This window comes from Streptomyces sp. NPDC046349, from assembly GCF_055587885.1.
In genome coordinates, this window is record NZ_JBVJFK010000001.1 from 740,702 (window position 1) to 758,439 (window position 17,738).

At 72.8% G+C, this 17,738-nt stretch carries 12 protein-coding genes and 1 pseudogene; 11 read left to right on the forward strand and 2 right to left on the reverse strand.

Annotated features, from left to right (window positions below):
- Positions 1 to 109 precede the first annotated feature (109 nt).
- Positions 110 to 574: a hypothetical protein gene (locus ACZ6JS_RS03480; RefSeq protein ID WP_469295446.1), complete on the forward strand. Its 465-nt coding sequence runs from the start codon at positions 110 to 112 to the stop codon at positions 572 to 574.
- Positions 574 to 883, forward strand: a pseudogene (locus tag ACZ6JS_RS03485) (chitinase); the annotation flags it as partial. The gene ACZ6JS_RS03480 and the pseudogene ACZ6JS_RS03485, both read left to right, overlap by 1 nt.
- On the opposite strand, the gene ACZ6JS_RS03490 reads toward ACZ6JS_RS03485, so the two are convergent.
- Positions 843 to 1,361 carry a phosphatase PAP2 family protein gene (locus ACZ6JS_RS03490; RefSeq protein WP_469295448.1) on the reverse strand — a complete coding sequence of 173 codons (519 nt, stop codon included), beginning with the start codon at positions 1,359 to 1,361 and terminating at the stop codon, positions 843 to 845. The pseudogene ACZ6JS_RS03485 and the gene ACZ6JS_RS03490 sit on opposite strands and share 41 nt — an antisense overlap.
- A 433-nt stretch (positions 1,362 to 1,794) precedes the next feature.
- Positions 1,795 to 3,141 (reverse strand): 4-aminobutyrate--2-oxoglutarate transaminase, encoded by a 1,347-nt coding sequence (gene gabT / locus ACZ6JS_RS03495; RefSeq protein ID WP_469295450.1) that lies wholly within the window; start codon positions 3,139 to 3,141, stop codon positions 1,795 to 1,797.
- Positions 3,142 to 3,389: 248 nt separating this feature from the next.
- On the opposite strand from gabT, the gene ACZ6JS_RS03500 reads away from it, so the two are divergent.
- The 9 genes from ACZ6JS_RS03500 (at position 3,390) to ACZ6JS_RS03540 (ending at position 17,678) form a co-directional block, all read left to right on the forward strand.
- Positions 3,390 to 5,765: an ATP/GTP-binding protein gene (locus tag ACZ6JS_RS03500; RefSeq protein ID WP_469295452.1), complete on the forward strand. Its 2,376-nt coding sequence runs from the start codon at positions 3,390 to 3,392 to the stop codon at positions 5,763 to 5,765.
- A 121-nt stretch (positions 5,766 to 5,886) separates the two neighbouring features.
- Positions 5,887 to 7,467, forward strand: coding sequence for a PucR family transcriptional regulator (locus ACZ6JS_RS03505; RefSeq protein WP_469295454.1), 1,581 nt, complete (start codon positions 5,887 to 5,889; stop codon positions 7,465 to 7,467).
- A gap of 156 nt (positions 7,468 to 7,623) precedes the next feature.
- Positions 7,624 to 9,069 (forward strand): aldehyde dehydrogenase family protein, encoded by a 1,446-nt coding sequence (locus tag ACZ6JS_RS03510; RefSeq protein ID WP_469295456.1) that lies wholly within the window; start codon positions 7,624 to 7,626, stop codon positions 9,067 to 9,069.
- Between the two features lie 225 nt (positions 9,070 to 9,294).
- Entirely contained in the window at positions 9,295 to 11,253 is a 1,959-nt protein-coding gene (locus ACZ6JS_RS03515; protein ID WP_469295457.1) for an acyl-CoA dehydrogenase family protein, read from the forward strand.
- 94 nt (positions 11,254 to 11,347) lie between these two features.
- Positions 11,348 to 12,676, forward strand: a complete 1,329-nt coding sequence (locus ACZ6JS_RS03520) for a serine/threonine-protein kinase (protein ID WP_469295458.1) — start codon at positions 11,348 to 11,350, stop codon at positions 12,674 to 12,676.
- A gap of 20 nt (positions 12,677 to 12,696) precedes the next feature.
- The gene (gene dxr / locus ACZ6JS_RS03525; RefSeq protein ID WP_469295460.1) at positions 12,697 to 13,950 is read left to right on the forward strand and encodes a 1-deoxy-D-xylulose-5-phosphate reductoisomerase; all 1,254 of its coding nucleotides are present in this window, start codon (positions 12,697 to 12,699) and stop codon (positions 13,948 to 13,950) included.
- Complete coding sequence (locus tag ACZ6JS_RS03530; RefSeq protein ID WP_469295461.1) at positions 13,947 to 15,248, forward strand: M50 family metallopeptidase; 1,302 nt, start codon at positions 13,947 to 13,949, stop codon at positions 15,246 to 15,248. The genes dxr and ACZ6JS_RS03530 overlap by 4 nt, the downstream gene beginning before the upstream one ends.
- Positions 15,249 to 15,424: 176 nt before the next feature.
- Positions 15,425 to 16,582: a flavodoxin-dependent (E)-4-hydroxy-3-methylbut-2-enyl-diphosphate synthase gene (ispG, locus tag ACZ6JS_RS03535; RefSeq protein WP_469295462.1), complete on the forward strand. Its 1,158-nt coding sequence runs from the start codon at positions 15,425 to 15,427 to the stop codon at positions 16,580 to 16,582.
- 250 nt (positions 16,583 to 16,832) lie between these two features.
- Positions 16,833 to 17,678, forward strand: a complete 846-nt coding sequence (locus ACZ6JS_RS03540) for a GNAT family N-acetyltransferase (RefSeq protein ID WP_469295463.1) — start codon at positions 16,833 to 16,835, stop codon at positions 17,676 to 17,678.
- The last annotated feature ends 60 nt before the right edge of the window (positions 17,679 to 17,738 follow it).

Below are 17,738 nucleotides of genomic sequence, written 5' to 3' on the forward strand. Positions count from 1 at the left end.
GTGTGACCCGATTCACCACCACGGAGCAGGGCAACCCGCGTCATAGCCGCGCCCGGCCCCGCTCTCTGCGGGTGAGGACACCTCACCTACAGGGAACGGAGGCCGGGCGATGACGACCCCGGGCAAGAAGGCCGCGGTGGACTGGCTCGTGTCGGCGGCGCCGGATCCCGGCGCCTGCCGGCGGGCATGGGAGCGCAACCCCCTCGGGATCGCCCTGCTGCCCGCGGGACGGCTCTGGGACGTGCTGGTCCTGCCGGGGGAGCTGGGGCAGGCCACCCTCCACGTACTCGATCCGCTCGTCGCCCGGCCCGGCCCGGTGCTCGCCGACCTCGGCGCATCGCGGCTGGGCTTCTTCGTGCCGCCGGGCACCGCCTCCCACTGGGTCGGCACGGGCGTACGGGCCGCCGGGCGCGGGGCGTGGATCACGGTCCCCCACCCGGGCCGGGTGACCTGCAAAGTGCGCTGGGCGGTCCTCCCGGACGGAGAGGGGACGCTCACGGACCCGGTCCTGCTGGAGCTCGCCATGCACGAGGCGGCCGCACGGGCGGTGGTGGGGGAGGCCCGGACCCCTTGATGGCCGACATGCTGCTCGCCGGCTTCCCGGTCGCGGGCGACCCCGCCCCCGTTCTTCCCGGCCCTGCGCCCCGACCGGGTCGCGATCGGACTGCCCGCCACCGCCCACGCGGGCAACGGCCGCACCCCGCCGGCCGAGGTGGCCAAGGCCCTGAACTGCCTGACGAAGAAGACCGACTGCGGGACCTACCGGACCCACGGCACCTGGCCCGGCCTGCGCGGCCTGATGACCGGGTCGATCAACTGGGACCGCTTCGGCTGCTGGGAGTTCAGCCGGAACTTCGACGCGTACGGCGGCAGGACCGCCTGACCGCCAGCAGCAGCGGCGTACACATCAGCAGACTGGCCAGTACGTCGAGCGGCCAGTGGAACCCCCGCAGCACCAACCCGGCGGCCGTCGCGCCCGTGAGCACGAGGGCGGCGGCCGCCGGCCACACCCGGCCCGCATACGGTCGCAGGAGCAGGGCCGCGCCGGCGTAGGCCACGAAGGCCGTCGCGGTGTGGCCCGAGGGGAAATAGCCGGCGGCCCACGGCTCCAGGGGGCCGGGGCGGGCGGTCCACACCTTCAACGGGACGACGAGGGCGGGCACCAGGCCCATCGCCACCAGCGCGGCCGCGGCGCCACGGCGGTCGCCGCGCCGGACGGCGTACACGGCGGCGAGGAGCAGCACGGGCAGTGCGACCGGGACGTTCCCCAGGTCGGAGAGGGCTTCGGTGACCGCGTCGGGGACGGCGCGCACGAGCGCGCCGCTGAGCCGGACGTCCCAGGACAGCAGAGGGCCCCGCACCAGGACCTGCCAGGTGATCAGGGCGAAGAGGAGCGCGCAGAGCGCGGAGACGGCGAACTCGCCGAGAAGGGTGGCCGGCCGTCCCGGAACAGGGGGGATGGTTCCGGGACGGCCGCCCGGACCGGGTTGCCGGACGCCCCGGGGGGTTTGGGGCGGTCGGCCGTCCGATCGGTGAGGAGTGTGCGCGAACGCATGCCCGGCACGGCGCTGGGGAAGCCCGGTACCGGTATCGCCCCCGGTTTCCCGGGAGCGGGCTGTTTCACTCATCTGCAGAAACCGTACGGCAGGGGAAGGGGGACCGACAGCAGGAACGCGCTCCCGCCATCGGCCCCCCACAGCTTCTTCACAGCGCCCGCCCGTTACCGCCGGTACACGGGGCGTGTGCTGCGCTCGGACGTTCTAGACGTTCGAGCAGGCGGTCGGACCGACCGGCTCAGATGTCCGTGCCGATCGCCGCGAACGCGGCCTCGATCAGGTCCAGGCCCTCGTTCAGCAGGTGCTCGCCGATGACGATCGGCGGGAGGAAGCGGAGCACGTTGCCGTAGGTGCCGCAGGTGAGGACGAGCAGGCCCTCGGCGTGGCAGGCCTTGGCGAGCGCGCCGGCCGCCTCCGGGAACGGGGTCTTGGAGACCGGGTCCTTGACGAGCTCGATCGCGATCATGGCGCCGCGGCCGCGGATGTCGCCGATGATGTCGTACTTCTCCTGCATGGCCGACAGGCGGGCCTTCATGACGGACTCGATCTTCTTCGCCTTGGCGTTGAGGTCGAGCTCCTTCATGGTCTCGATGGAACCGAGCGCACCGGCACACGCCACCGGGTTGCCGCCGTAGGTGCCGCCCAGGCCGCCCGCGTGGGCGGCGTCCATGATCTCGGCGCGGCCGGTCACGGCGGCCAGCGGCAGACCGCCCGCGATGCCCTTGGCGGTGGTGATCAGGTCCGGGACGATGCCCTCGTCCTCGCACGCGAACCACTGGCCGGTGCGGCAGAAGCCGGACTGGATCTCGTCGGCGACGAAGACGATGCCGTTCTCGTTGGCGAACTTCACGATCGCCGGCAGGAAGCCCTTGGCCGGCTCGATGAAGCCGCCCTCGCCGAGGACCGGCTCGATGATGATCGCGGCGACGTTCTCGGCGCCGATCTGCTTGGTGATCTGGTCGATCGCCTGGGCGGCGGCCTCGGGGCCGCAGTTCTCGGCACCGGTGGGCCAGCGGTAGCCGTAGGCGACCGGGACGCGGTAGACCTCGGGGGCGAACGGACCGAAGCCGTGCTTGTACGGCATGTTCTTCGCGGTCAGCGCCATCGTCAGGTTCGTGCGGCCGTGGTAGCCGTGGTCGAAGACGACGACGGCCTGGCGCTTCGTGTACGAACGGGCGATCTTGACGGCGTTCTCGACGGCCTCGGCGCCGGAGTTGAACAGGGCCGACTTCTTGGCGTGGTCGCCCGGGGTCAGCTCGGCGAGGGCCTCGCAGACCTCGACGTAGCCCTCGTACGGAGTGACCATGAAACAGGTGTGGGTGAAGTCGGCGAGCTGCGCGGAGGCGCGCCGCACGACGGCCTCGGCGGAGGCGCCGACCGAGGTCACGGCGATGCCGGAGCCGAAGTCGATCAGCTGGTTGCCGTCGACGTCCTCGATGATGCCGCCACCCGCGCGGGCCGTGAAGACGGGCAGCACGGAGCCCACGCCACCGGCCACGGTCTGCAGGCGGCGGGCCTGCAGCTCCTGCGACTTGGGGCCGGGGATCGCGGTGACGATCTTGCGCTCCTGCGGGACAGCGGTCATAGAGGGCTCCTGGGGGGTGTTTTCGGACGCACTTGTGTCTTTGTCCGCAGGCTAGGCCCGCGAGCGGGGGTCCTGCATGCTCCGTTCGGTAGTGATCTCAGCGTGTCCTTGTCCGCGACGGCCATAGGAAGGACGCGAGCCGTGTCTCGTGGATCGGGACCGGGTACGGGCGCAGCGCGCCCCCAACCCCCGGACCGGGCACTACATTGAGCGCCGCAGGGCAAGGGATGGGCAGGGGGCAGGGGTTCATGGACACCGAGGGCACGTACGACGGACAGGCGACCCGAGCGGGTCACGTACCAAGGCCTGCCACCTCCCCCGAGCACCCTCCAAAACCCCTCCACGCGCCCGGCGGCCCCCCCGGGCAGCCGCCCCTCGCCGACTGGATCAGCACCCCGCGCCCGGCCGCCGAGCCGGGCGTATGGCGCTACGGCCACACCGCGCGGCCGGCGGCGGAGCCCGAGCAGGCCCCCGACCGGGCCCTCGCGAGCGGCGCACTCATCTCCTTCCTGGGCTGCGTTCTCGTCTGGTCCCTCATGCGCAACACCTACATCCCGTTCTGGGACACACCGCTCAAGCTGTTCACACCCGACAGCTGGTGGGCCGCCAACGGCGAACCCGTCGCGAAGACGGGTGGCGTACAGGCCAAGCCGATCTACGAGCTGCTCTTCGTCGCAGCGCTTCTCTACGGCTTCGGCCGGCTGGGCAACTGGCGGACGGTCTGGACGCGGCTGGTCGTCGCGCGCGGCCCCGTCGTGCAGGCCCTCGCGGTGGTTCCCCTCGCCTACGTGACGATCCTCCTCGTGCACAACTACCAGCTGCCGATCCGGCAGCTGGTGGAGGGATTCCTCACCTTCGAGGGTGATCCGGTGGCCAACAGGGCCCTCATGGACACCACCCGGACCGTGATCGACGTGGTCCTCGTCCTCGCCTTCGCCCTCCTCGGCGGCGTCGTGGGCCTGGTCCGCCGCTTCGCGGGAGCCGGTGGAGCGGCGGGAACCGCGAGCGCGGACCCGCCGCACCCGCCCGCCCCCCAGGCCGGCAGCGAGGACGATCCCGTGCGGTGGCCGCAGTTGCGGGGGGCCGGGCTGGCGGAGGCGGCCGATCGGCTCGAAGGGGAGGCCGGGGGCGGGCGGATGAACGACGTGGACTACGCGCGCATCCGCCGCGCCTGGGAATCCGTGCGCCTCGACCCCTCCCGCATGCGGGCCTTCGCCGACTCCGTCCGCGACAAGGGGGCCGGGGCCTGTGTGCACCCCTCCGGCGACCGGGACCTGCCCGTGCGTGCCGCCCGGCACGACCTGCTGGCCCGCCAGGTGCTCCTCGGCACCGTCGAGGACGGGGTTCGCAACCCGTACGCCCGCCGCGGCACCTCCCTCGCGCTCGACCCCGACGTGCTGGGCACCTCCCTGCTCGCCGTCGGCCCCTCCGGCACCGGCAAGACCCAGCGCCTGGTACGGCCCGTCGTGGAGTCCCTCGCCCTCCAGGCGCTCGCCGGCCAGGCCGCCGTCGTCGCCGTCGGCGCGGCCGGGGCCCAGCTCGGGCCCGACGCCGCCTACGACGTCGTGGTCCGCATCGGCGACCCCGCCTCCGTCTACGACCTCGACCTCTACGGCGGGGCCGCCGACCCCGACGAGGCCGCCACCCTGCTCGCCGAGGCCTTCGTCGGAGACGTTCCCGGGATCGACGTACGCCGGGCGGCCACCGCGCTCGCCCAGCTGCTCGGGCCGTTCCGGGCCGCGTACGGCCGCTTCCCCGCCGTGCCCGAGCTGCGCGAACTGCTCGACCAGGTGCCGGCCGCCTTCGACGCCCTGCGCCGCGAACTCGCAGCCGACGGCGCACAGCCCGCGATGCTGCGCGAGCTCGACGCCCGCACCCGCCAGCACGGGGCGCACGGCGACCCCGGGCCGGCCCTCGCCGACCGGGTCGCCCTGCTGGACCGGCCCGCCTTCGCCGGCTTCTTCGACACCACCGGCCAGGGCCGGCCGTTCTCGCTGCGCGCCCTGGAGCACCCGATCCGGGTCCGGGTCGACCTCCCCGAGCGGGGGCACGCCGACGCCTCCCGCATGTTGGCCCGGCTGCTGCTCGCGCAGTTCAACGCCGCCGCGGCCGCCCGAGCCGACCGCTCCCTCTTCGCCTTCCTGGCCCTCGACGACGCCTCGCACACCCTGACCGCCGAGACCGTGCGCGGTGTGCAGCGGCTGCGCTCGGCGCACGCGGGCGTACTGCTCACCCTGCGCTCGCTGGACGACGTACCGGAGGCGCTGCGCACGCCCCTGCTCGGAGCGGTCGGCTGCCGGATGGCCTTCTCCGGGGTCACCACCTGGGACGGCAAGCGCTTCGCCGAGGCCTGGGGCACCGAGTGGGTGGAGACGCGCGACGTCACCCACCGCACGGTCTTCGCCGACCAGCCGCTGACCCGGGCGATCCACGCCTTCCGCAAGCTCGTCACCGGCAAGGCGGTCACCACGGACGCGGTGACCGTCCGGCAGGTGGAACGGGAGCGGTGGTCCGCCTCGGACCTGGCGCACGCCGTGCCGCCGGGGCACGCGGTGCTCTCCCTCACGTCGGTGAAGGGGGAGCGGGCGGCGCCGCTGCTGGTCCGGCTGGCCGGAACGGCCTGACCCGCGCCGCGACCCGTACGAGGTGGCAGAATCGAGGGGGGTCGTTCGTACGACACGGCGAAAAAGCGTCGACGGCTCCCGCGTCCCCACCGCCCCCTCCCGCTAAGGCCCCTGGTAACCGATGCCGCTTACCCTCGCCTCACTCGTCCAGCACTCGGCGCTCAAGCTCAGCGTCCGGGCGGGGGAGAGCCGCCTGGACACCCCCGTGCGCTGGGCCCACGTCAGCGAGCTCGCCGACCCCGTCCCCTATATGGAGGGCGGCGAACTGCTCCTGATCACAGCGATGAAGCTCAACGCCGACGACCCGCAGGAGATGCGGGCCTACGTACGCCGCCTCGCCGCGGCCGGAGTGGTCGGCATCGGCTTCGCGATCGGCGTCAACTACGAGGCGGTCCCCGAAGCGCTCGTCGAAGCGGCGCGCGCCGAGGACATGCCGCTGCTGGAGGTGCCGCGCCGCACGCCCTTCCTCGCCATCAGCAAGGCCGTCTCCGCGGCCCTCGCGGCCGACCAGTACCGGGCGGTGACCGCGGGCTTCGAGGCGCAGCGCGAACTGACCCGCGCCGCGCTCTCCGCCGACGGCCCCGCCGAGCTGCTCGCGAAGCTCGCGGCGCACGTGCACGGCTGGGCGGCGCTCTACGACACCTCCGGTGCGGTCGTGGCGGCCGCCCCGGACTGGGCCGCGCGCCGCGCCGCCCGGCTCACCCCCGATGTGGAGCGGCTGCGGGAGCGGCCCGCGCCCGCGAGCGCCGTGGTCGGAGGCTCCGAGGACCGCGTCGAGCTCCAGTCCCTGGGCACCGGCCGGCGGGCGCGGGGCGCGCTCGCCGTGGGCACCGGGGCCCCGCTGGGCACGGCCGAACGGTACGCCGTCCACTCCGCGGTCGCGCTGCTGACGCTGACCACCGAGCGGTCGCGGTCGCTGCACGACGCCGAGTCCCGGCTGGGGGCGGCGGTGCTGCGGATGCTGCTGGCGGACGAACCCGACCACGCCCGGGCGGTGGCCGGGGACCTGTACGGGTCCCTCCTGGACGCGCCGTTCCGGCTGGTCGTGGCCGAGCCGGCACTCGCGGGGACGGCGCAGCCGGAGGGCCTGGCACTGCTGAGCGACACCGTGGAGTCCGCGGCCGCCCGCACCGGGGAGGCGCTGCTCGTGGTTCCGGAGCCCGGGCGGCTCGTGGTCCTCGCGTCCGACGCCGGCTCGGCCGTACAGGCGTGCACCGGCCACGCGGAGGCCCTGGAGGCCCGGCGCGGCCGGGACGCCGCCGGTCCGGAGCCCGACGAACTGGTGATCGGGCTGTCCGCGCCCGCCGGGCCCGGCGGCGTCGCGGCGGCCCTGAAACAGGCCGACCAGGCCCTCGCCGTGGCCCGCCGGCGCGGCCGCCCGATGGTGGAGCACGAGGAGATGGCGGCCGGCTCGGTCCTGCCGCTGCTGGCCGACGACGCGGTACGGGCCTTCGCGGACGGCACCCTGCGCGCGCTGCGGGAACACGACGCGACGGGGCGCGGGGACCTGGTGGCCTCGCTCCAGGCCTGGCTCTCCCGCCACGGCCAGTGGGACGCCGCCGCCGCCGACCTCGGCGTGCACCGGCACACCCTGCGTTACCGGATGAAGCGGGTCGAGGAGATCCTCGGCCGCTCCCTGGAGGACCCGGACGTCCGGATGGAGTTGTGGCTCGCCCTCAAGGCCACCTCCACTCCCACCTAGAACTGCCTTCAGCGGGCCCGCCGGGATGCGACAGTGACAAACCGGCGCGACCCCGACGGCGGGTACTACACCCCGGACAAACGCCGAATCCCCCGCGGAGTCCTACGGTGGAGGGGTCAGGACCCACCGCACACATTTCGAAGGGCCGGGATTCGCATGACTTCCACCCACGCCTTCTGGCTCGCCGGCCGCCAGGCCACCGGCGAGGACAGCTTCGACGTCCACTCCCCGTGGGACGGCCGACTGGTCGGCGCCGTCAGCGTGCCCACCGACGAGCAGGTCGAAGAGGCCGTGGCCGCGGCGTACGCCGTGACGGCGGAGTTCTCCGCGACCCCCGCCCACGTACGCGCCGCCGCCCTGGACCACGTGTCCAAGCGGCTCGTCGAGCGCACCGAGGAGATCGCCCGGCTGATCTCCGCCGAGAACGGCAAGCCGATCAAGTGGGCCCGCGGTGAGGTCGGCCGTGCGGTGTCCGTGTTCCGCTTCGCCGCGGAGGAGGCCCGCCGCTTCAACGGCGGCGAGGCCCAGCGCCTCGACACCGACGCCGGCGGCGTCGGCCGTCTCGCGCTGACCCGCCGCTTCGTCAAGGGCCCGGTCCTCGGCATCGCGCCGTTCAACTTCCCCCTGAACCTGTGCGCCCACAAGGTGGCCCCGGCCATCGCCGTCGGCGCGCCGATCATCCTCAAGCCGGCCCCGGCCACGCCGCTGTCCGGCCTGATCCTGGGTGAGCTGCTCGCCGAGACCGACCTCCCGGCCGGCTCCTGGTCGGTCCTGCCGGTCGCGAACGACAAGATGCCCGCCCTGGTCAAGGACGAGCGCCTCCCCGTCATCTCCTTCACCGGCTCCGACACCGTCGGCTACGCCATCCAGCAGTCGGTGCCCCACAAGCACTGCACCCTGGAGCTCGGCGGCAACGCAGCGGCCGTGGTCCTCGACGACTGGTCCTCCGACGCCGACCTCGACTGGGCCGCGACCCGCATCGCGACCTTCTCGAACTACCAGGCCGGCCAGTCCTGCATCTCCGTGCAGCGCGTGATCGCCGACGCCTCCGTCTACGACCGCCTCGTCGAGAAGGTCGTCGCGAAGGTCCAGGCGCAGGTCACCGGCGACCCGAACGACGACGCCACCGACGTCGGCCCGCTCGTCTCGGAGGCCGCCGCCCAGCGTGTCGAGTCCTGGGTCGACGAGGCCGTATCCGCCGGTGCCAAGCTGCTCACCGGCGGCAAGCGCGAGGGTGCCTCGTACGAGCCCACCGTCCTCGCGAACGTGCCCGAAGGCGTCAAGCTCGCCACCGAGGAGGTCTTCGGCCCGGTCCTGACCCTGCTGCGGGTCGAGAACACCGACGAGGCCTTCGCCGCGGTGAACGACTCGAAGTTCGGCCTGCAGACCGGCGTCTTCACCCGCAACGTACAGACCGCGTTCCGCGCCCACCGCGAGCTCGAGGTCGGCGGTGTGATCATCGGCGACGCGCCGTCCTACCGCGCCGACCAGATGCCGTACGGCGGCGTCAAGCAGTCCGGTGTGGGCCGCGAGGGCGTCCGCTACGCGATGGACGACTACACGTACGAGCGGGTCCTGGTCCTGACCGGCCTCGACATCTGACCTCGGCACGGCCCAAAAGCCGACGGCCGGAGCCTACTGTGCGGGGGCTCCGGCCGTCCCCCTTTCCCGGGCCGGGTCCGGCCCATGGCCCGCCCCCCCGGACCCGGCGATTCCCCCGACTGGTCCGCCCCGGCTTTTCCCGCGGAGCCGGGCGGGGTACGACTCACAGGTAGCACCGGCCAGTAGGCCGGTACCACCGACTCCGGCGGCGAGGTGAGTCCCCGCATGTCCGCAACACAGCCCGTACAGCCCAGCGGCACACAGCCCAAGGTGACCGAGCGCGAGGCACGACAGGTCGCGGAAGCGGCCCGGGAACAGGACTGGCGCAAACCCAGTTTCGCCAAGGAACTCTTCCTGGGACGGTTCCGGCTCGACCTGATCCATCCCCACCCGCTCCCCGCCGACGAGGACGTCCGCCGGGGCGAGGCCTTCCTCGCCCGGCTGCGCGAGTTCTGCGAGACCCGTATCGACGGCGCCCTCATCGAGCGCGAGGCGAAGATCCCCGACGAGACCGTGCGCGGCCTCAAGGAACTCGGCGCCCTCGGGATGAAGATCGACCCCAAGTACGGGGGCCTCGGCCTCACCCAGGTGTACTACAACAAGGCGCTCGCCCTCGTCGGCTCGGTCAGCCCGGCCATCGGGGCCCTGCTCTCCGCCCACCAGTCGATCGGCGTGCCCCAGCCCCTGAAGATGTTCGGCACGCAGGCCCAGAAGGACGCCTACCTGCCGCGCTGCGCCACCACCGCCATCAGCGCCTTCCTGCTCACCGAGCCCGACGTGGGCTCCGACCCGGCGCGCCTGGCCACCACCGCGGTCCCGGACGGCGACGACGCCTACATCCTCGACGGCGTGAAGCTGTGGACCACCAACGGGGTCGTCGCGGACCTGCTCGTGGTCATGGCCCGGGTGCCGAGATCGGAGAACCACCGCGGCGGGATCACCGCCTTCGTCGTCGAGGCCGACTCGCCCGGCATCACCGTCGAGCACCGCAACGCCTTCATGGGCCTGCGCGGCCTGGAGAACGGCGTCACCCGCTTCCACCGGGTCCGGGTCCCCGCCGACCAGCGCATCGGCGCCGAAGGGGCAGGGCTGAAGATCGCCCTCACCACGCTCAACACCGGCCGGCTCTCCCTGCCCGCCATGTGCGTCGGCGCCGGCAAGTGGTGCCTGAAGATCGCCCGCGAGTGGTCCGGCGTGCGCGAGCAGTGGGGGCGTCCGGTGGCCAGGCACGAGGCCGTCGGCGCCAAGATCTCCTTCATCGCCGCCACCACCTTCGCCCTCGAAGCGGTCGTCGACCTCGCCTCCCAGATGGCCGACGAGGACCGCAACGACATCCGCATCGAAGCCGCCCTCGCCAAGCTCTACGGCTCCGAGATGGCCTGTCTGATGGCCGACGAACTGGTCCAGATCCGCGGCGGGCGGGGCTTCGAGACGGCCGAGTCCCTGGCCGCCCGCGGCGAGCGCGCCGTCCCCGCCGAGCAGCTGCTCCGCGACCTGCGCATCAACCGGATCTTCGAGGGCTCGACGGAGATCATGCACCTGCTGATCGCCCGCGAGGCCGTCGACGCCCACCTGTCGGTGGCCGGCGACCTCATCGACCCCGAGAAGGCACTCGGCGACAAGGCCAGGGCCGGCGCCCGCGCCGCCGGGTTCTACGCCCGCTGGCTGCCCAAGCTGGCCACCGGCCCCGGCCACGTCCCCGGCGCCTACCGGGCCTTCCACCCCGCCGGCCACCCCGACCTCTCCACCCACCTGCGCCATGTGGAACGCAGCGCCCGCAAACTCGCCCGGTCCACCTTCTACGCCATGTCCCGCTGGCAGGGCCGCATGGAGACCAAACAGGGCTTCCTCGGCCGGATCGTCGACATCGGCGCCGAGCTCTTCGCGATGAGCGCGGCCTGCGTCCGCGCCGAGCACCTGCGGGCCGCGGGCGAGCACGGCCGTGAGGCGTACCAGCTCGCCGACGCCTTCTGCGAGCAGTCCCGGCTGCGTGTCGAGGAGCTCTTCGGACGGCTCTGGTCCAACACCGACGACCTCGACCGCAAGGTGGTCGCCGGCGTCCTGTCCGGGACCTACGCCTGGCTCGAGGAGGGCGTCCTCGACCCCTCGGGCGACGGCCCCTGGATCGCGGATGCCGCCCCCGGCCCCTCGAACCGGAAAAACGTGCACCGTCCCATCAGCTGACCTGCGATCATCGCCGCACGTCGGACAGACGTACGAGGATGAGTACGCGTGCGGACCCGGCACGCGTACGAGCACAGCACGAGGCGGACGAACCATGCCGACGGCCGAGCAGGACCGCACCAGCCGACGGCTGGCCTGGTGCGTGGCGCACCTGCTGCGCCACGCACCGGACCACGTCGTCGTCGACATGACCCGCCGGCTCGACGGGCCGGCCCTCAAGTACCTCTGCCGCGACGAATGGCTGGCGGCCTCCACCGTGACCCTGCTGCTGCGCCACGGCGGCGCCGCCGACCGCGGTTACATCGCCCGCAACCCCCGCGTCGTGGGCAGGCCGCTGCCGGGCCTGCCCGGCCCGGCCCGCTACGCCCGCCGCCGCACACCCCCCGAGCTGCTGCCCGTCCTGCGCGCCGAACTCGGCCGGGACCCGGGGGAACGGCCCCTCACCGCCGCCGAGCTCGCCGGACTGCTGCGCCGGCACGGCAGGCGCGGACCGCGGGTCCCGCTGGACATCCTTGCGCTGCCCCACGGGGCCGAACCCGGGGCGCTGCTCGCCGAGCACGCCCGCCTGCCGCTGCCGGCCGGCTCCGTCGAGGCCCTGCTGCTCGCCGCCGACCTGCCACGGGAGACCGTCTGCGGGCTGCTCACCACCGCCGCGGCGCCGGCGGACGACCGCTCCTGGCACCGGCCCGCCGTCCGCGCCGTACGGATGGGCCGGCTCACGCACGAGGAACTCGTCGCCCACGTCGCCCCCGCCCGCCACACACTGCTCCTCGGTCACCTCTCCGGCCGTCGTGCCCTGCGCTGGACCCTGCCCGAACAGGCCGGCATGCAGACCGCCGTGATGCGGGCCCTGCGCCCGCTGGGGGACGACCCCAGGATGTGGGCGGAGCTGCTGCGGCACGCCCCCGGGCACCCCGGTCCGCTGCCCGCACTCGTGGCGGGCGTCGTCGACGGCACCCTGCCCGGACCGGACGCCTCGCGGGAGCCGGAGCCCGAACTCGCCCGGGCCGTGCGCCACCTGACCCCGAGGGCCGCCGAGCCCTCCGGCGGCGTGGAGCGCGAACTGGCCCTCGCGAGCCTCGCCGTGCCCATGGAGAGCGTGGAGGAGGACATCCGCTGGGTGCGCGACTGCCTCGACCGCGGCCTGCTCACCGGCATCGACGTGATCCGGCACAAGCTGCCGGCCTGCTGGGCCCTCGACGAGGACCACTGGCTCGGCGACGTCGACCACCCCGACCGGCACGACCACCCCCGCGCCGTCCTGGCCGCCCACGCCGAGGCGTACCGGCTGCTCACCGTCGCCCTCGGAGAGGACCCGGAGGCCTGGTGGCGCACCGCCCGCGCGCTCCCCGACTTCGCCGGAACGCTCCCGCACCTCCTTCTGCGGGTCACGGAAGGGGGCTCCGTGTCGGGGCGCCCCTGAGTTGCGGCAACAATGGGGGCATGAGCGACCGTCCAGCCCCCCTCGCCGACCCGCACCTCCTCTTCGACCCCGCGGCCGGCCGCCGGGACATCGTGATCCTGGGGGCCACCGGCTCCATCGGCACCCAGGCCATCGACCTCGCCGTGCGCAACCCGGACCGGTTCCGGGTCACCGCCCTGTCCGCCGCCGGCGGCCGGGTGGCGCTGCTGGCCGAGCAGGCCCGGCTGCTGAGGGTCGAGAAGGTGGCCGTCGCCCGCGAAGACGTGGTGCCGGCCCTGAAAGAGGCGCTGAGCGCCCAGTACGGTCCGGGCGAGGCACTGCCCGAGATCCTGGCCGGGCCGGACGCCGCGACCGAACTCGCCGCCTCCCCCTGCCACACCGTCCTCAACGGCATCACCGGATCCATCGGCCTCGCGCCGACCCTCGCCGCCCTGAGGGCCGGCCGCACCCTGGCCCTGGCCAACAAGGAGTCGCTGATCGTCGGCGGCCCGCTGGTCAAGGCCCTCGCGAAGCCCGGCCAGATCATCCCCGTGGACTCCGAGCACGCGGCGCTCTTCCAGGCGCTGGCCGCCGGCACCCGCGCCGACGTCCGCAAGCTCGTGGTGACCGCGTCCGGCGGCCCCTTCCGCGGCCGCACCCGCGCCGAGCTGGCCGAGGTCACCGTCCAGGACGCCCTCGCCCACCCCACCTGGGCCATGGGCCCGGTGATCACCGTCAACTCGGCGACCCTGGTCAACAAGGGTCTGGAGGTCATCGAGGCGCACCTGCTCTACGACCTCCCGTTCGAGCAGATCGAGGTCGTGGTCCACCCGCAGTCGTACGTGCACTCGATGGTGGAGTTCACCGACGGATCCACGCTCGCCCAGGCCACTCCGCCGGACATGCGCGGCCCCATCGCGATCGGCCTCGGCTGGCCCCAGCGGATCCCGGACGCGGCCCCGGCCTTCGACTGGACCAAGGCCTCCACCTGGGAGTTCTTCCCGCTGGACACCGAGGCCTTCCCCGCCGTGGGCATCGCCCGGCACGTGGGCGCCCTCGGCGGCACCGCCCCGGCCGTGTTCAACGCAGCGAACGAGGAGTGCGTCGAGGCGTTCCTGGCCGGTCGGCTGCCGTTCACAGCAATCATGGATACGGTCTCTGCCGTGGTCGACGAGCACGGGACACCGCAGTCGGGAACCTCCCTGACCGTCGAGGACGTCCTTGAAGCAGAGGCCTGGGCCCGGGCCCGGGCGCGGGAGATGGCGGCGCGGGCCGCCGCGGAGGCGCGCGCATGACACTTCTGATGACGGTGCTCGGAATCGTGATCTTCGCGGTCGGCCTGCTGGTCTCCATCGCGTGGCACGAGCTGGGGCACCTCTCCACGGCCAAGCTGTTCGGCATCCGCGTGCCGCAGTACATGGTGGGCTTCGGCCCGACCATCTGGTCGCGGAGGAAGGGCGAGACCGAGTACGGGATCAAGGCCATCCCCATGGGCGGCTACATCCGCATGATCGGGATGTTCCCGCCCGGCGAGGACGGCAAGGTCACGGCCCGGTCCACCTCGCCGTTCCGGTCGATGATCGAGGACGCGCGCTCGGCGGCGTACGAGGAGCTACAGCCCGGCGACGAGACCCGGCTCTTCTACACGCGCAAGCCGTGGAAGCGCGTGATCGTGATGTTCGCCGGCCCGTTCATGAACCTGGTCCTGGCCGTGGCGATCTTCCTCACCACCCTGATGACCTTCGGGCTGAACACCCAGACCACCTCGGTCGCCACCGTCTCGGACTGTGTCATCCAGCAGAGCGAGAAGCGGGACAAGTGCCTGCCCGGCGATCCGGCCGCACCCGCCCGGGCCGCGGGCCTCAAGGCGGGCGACAGGATCGTCGCCTTCAACGGCCGCCCGGTCGACGACTGGTCCGCCCTGCAGAAGGACATCCGCGCCACCGTCGGACCCGCCACGATCACCGTCGTCCGCGCCGGCGAGCGCCTCGACCTCAAGGCGAACCTGATCGAGAACAAGGTCGCCAAGACCGACGGCAGCGGCAACTACGTCAAGGACGAGTACGTCACCGCGGGCTTCCTCGGTTTCGCACCCGCCTCCGGCTACGTACCGCAGTCCTTCGGCCAGTCCGCCGAACGCATGGGCGAGATGATGGAGGCCGGCGTGCAGTCGCTGGTCGCCCTGCCGTCCAAGGTCCCGGACCTGTGGAACGCGGCCTTCAACGGGGCCGAACGCAAGCAGGACAGCCCGATGGGCGTCGTGGGCGCCGCGCGCGTCAGCGGTGAGATCTTCACCCTCGACATCCCCGCCCAGCACCAGCTGGTGTTCTTCCTGAACCTGCTCGCCGGCTTCAACCTCTCGCTGTTCCTCTTCAACATGCTGCCGCTGCTCCCGCTCGACGGCGGGCACATCGCCGGCGCCCTGTGGGAGTCGGTCCGGCGCGGCGTGGCACGGATCTTCCGCCGCCCCGACCCCGGCCCGTTCGACGTGGCGAAGCTGATGCCCGTCGCGTACGTGGTCGCGGGCCTGTTCATCTGCTTCACCCTGCTGGTGATGGTCGCCGACGTGGTGAACCCCATCAAGATCACCTAGTCGCCACGGAGATCCGCACAGGACCGACGGGAGCCGGGCACGCATCGTGCCCGGCTCCCTACGTTCGGGTGGTACGCCCCCTCGGATGCACGGGGCGTGCCGTGGTTGGCGTAATCTCGAAGCCTGGAGCCCGCCGATCTCGGGACCTTGATCCACACCTTGGGGTTGCACAGCAGATGACTGCCATCTCTCTCGGAATGCCGTCCGTGCCGACGAAGCTTGCCGACCGCAGGGTCAGCCGCAAGATCCAGGTCGGTTCCGTGGCCGTCGGCGGTGACGCGCCCATCTCGGTGCAGTCGATGACCACGACCCGCACCTCCGACATCGGCGCCACGCTCCAGCAGATCGCCGAGCTGACCGCCTCCGGCTGCAACATCGTCCGCGTCGCCTGCCCGACGCAGGACGACGCCGACGCCCTCGCCGTGATCGCCAAGAAGTCGCAGATCCCGGTCATCGCCGACATCCACTTCCAGCCGAAGTACGTGTTCGCCGCGATCGACGCCGGCTGCGCCGCCGTCCGCGTGAACCCGGGCAACATCAAGCAGTTCGACGACAAGGTCAAGGAGATCGCGAAGGCCGCGAACGACGCGGGCACCCCGATCCGCATCGGCGTCAACGCCGGCTCCCTCGACGCCCGCCTGCTGAAGAAGTACGGCAAGGCCACCCCGGAGGCGCTCGTCGAATCCGCGCTGTGGGAGGCCTCCCTCTTCGAGGAGCACGGCTTCAGCGACATCAAGATCTCGGTCAAGCACAACGACCCCGTCGTCATGGTCAACGCCTACCGCCAGCTGGCCGCGGCCTGCGACTACCCGCTGCACCTGGGCGTCACCGAGGCCGGCCCCGCCTTCCAGGGCACCATCAAGTCCGCCGTCGCCTTCGGCGCCCTGCTCTCCGAGGGCATCGGCGACACCATCCGCGTCTCCCTCTCCGCCCCGCCGGCGGAGGAGGTCAAGGTCGGCATCCAGATCCTGGAGTCCCTGAACCTCAAGCCGCGCCGCCTGGAGATCGTCTCCTGCCCCTCCTGTGGCCGCGCCCAGGTCGACGTCTACAAGCTGGCCGAAGAGGTCACGGCGGGCCTGGAGGGCATGGAGGTCCCGCTGCGCGTCGCCGTCATGGGCTGCGTGGTCAACGGCCCCGGCGAGGCCCGCGAGGCCGACCTCGGCGTCGCCTCCGGCAACGGCAAGGGCCAGATCTTCGTGAAGGGCGAGGTCATCAAGACCGTCCCCGAGTCGAAGATCGTCGAGACCCTCATCGAAGAGGCCATGAAGATCGCCGCGCAGATGGAGGCCGACGGCGTCGCCAGCGGCGAGCCGTCCGTCGCCATCGGCGTCTGACCGCCCCGTCCGGCGCACGGTCCGGAACCTTCCCGTCCGCCGGCGATCGAGGCAGGGCATCCCCGGTGCCGCGTGCCGCGCCGGAATGCCGCCCGCGGTCTCTGCCGAGCGCGCCGCAGACGTCCGGCCCCGGCCCCGTTCCCGCAGTTCGGGAGCGGGGCCGGGGCCTTTTCGTGACCTGCGGACGCGGCATCGTCCTGCGCCGCCGGGTACAGTGCGGAGATCAGCAGACTTGCATGGTGAGGCCCCAGTGTTGACGCAGACCACGACCCGGGTCCTTGAGCCCAGTGATCTCGACGCCGCGCTCGACATCCTCGGACGCGAGCCGGTCGAGAACGCCTTCGTCACCTCCCGGGTCCAGGTCGCCGGACTCGACCCCTGGCGCCTGGGCGGCGAGATGTGGGGCTGGTACGCCGACGGCGAGCTCCGTTCGCTCTGCTACGCCGGAGCCAACCTCGTCCCCGTCTGCGCCGAGCCCGACGCCGTACGCGCCTTCGCCGACCGGGCCCGCCGCACCGGCCGCCGCTGCTCCTCCATCGTGGGTCCGGCCGAGCCAACCCGGCAGCTGTGGCAGCTCCTGGAGCCCAGCTGGGGCCCGGCCCGCGAGGTCCGCGCCCACCAGCCCCTCATGGTCATCGAGCGCCCGTCCACCACGGTCGAACCGGACCCGCAGGTCCGCCGGATCCGCAAGCACGAGATGGACCTGATCATGCCCGCCTGCGTGGCCATGTTCACCGAGGAGGTCGGCGTCTCGCCGATGGCCGGCGACGGCGGTCTGCTGTACCAGGCCCGCGTCGCCGAGCTCGTCGCCGGCGGCCGCTCCTTCGCCCGCGTCGAGGACGGCAAGATCGTCTTCAAGGCGGAGATCGGCGCCGCCACCTCCCGCGCCTGCCAGATCCAGGGCGTCTGGGTGGCCCCCGAGTTCCGCGGCCGCGGCCACTCGGAGACCGGGATAGCCGCCGTCGTCGAATACGCGCTGCGCGACGTGGCACCCGTGGTCAGCCTCTACGTGAACGACTTCAACACCGCCGCGCGGGCCGCGTACCGCCGCGTCGGCTTCCGTGAGGTCGGCGCGTTCATGAGTGTGCTCTTCTGAACCGGCAGGAGACCGGGGTCGCGGCATTCCGGCACACCCTTACCGCGAAGTAAGGTCACC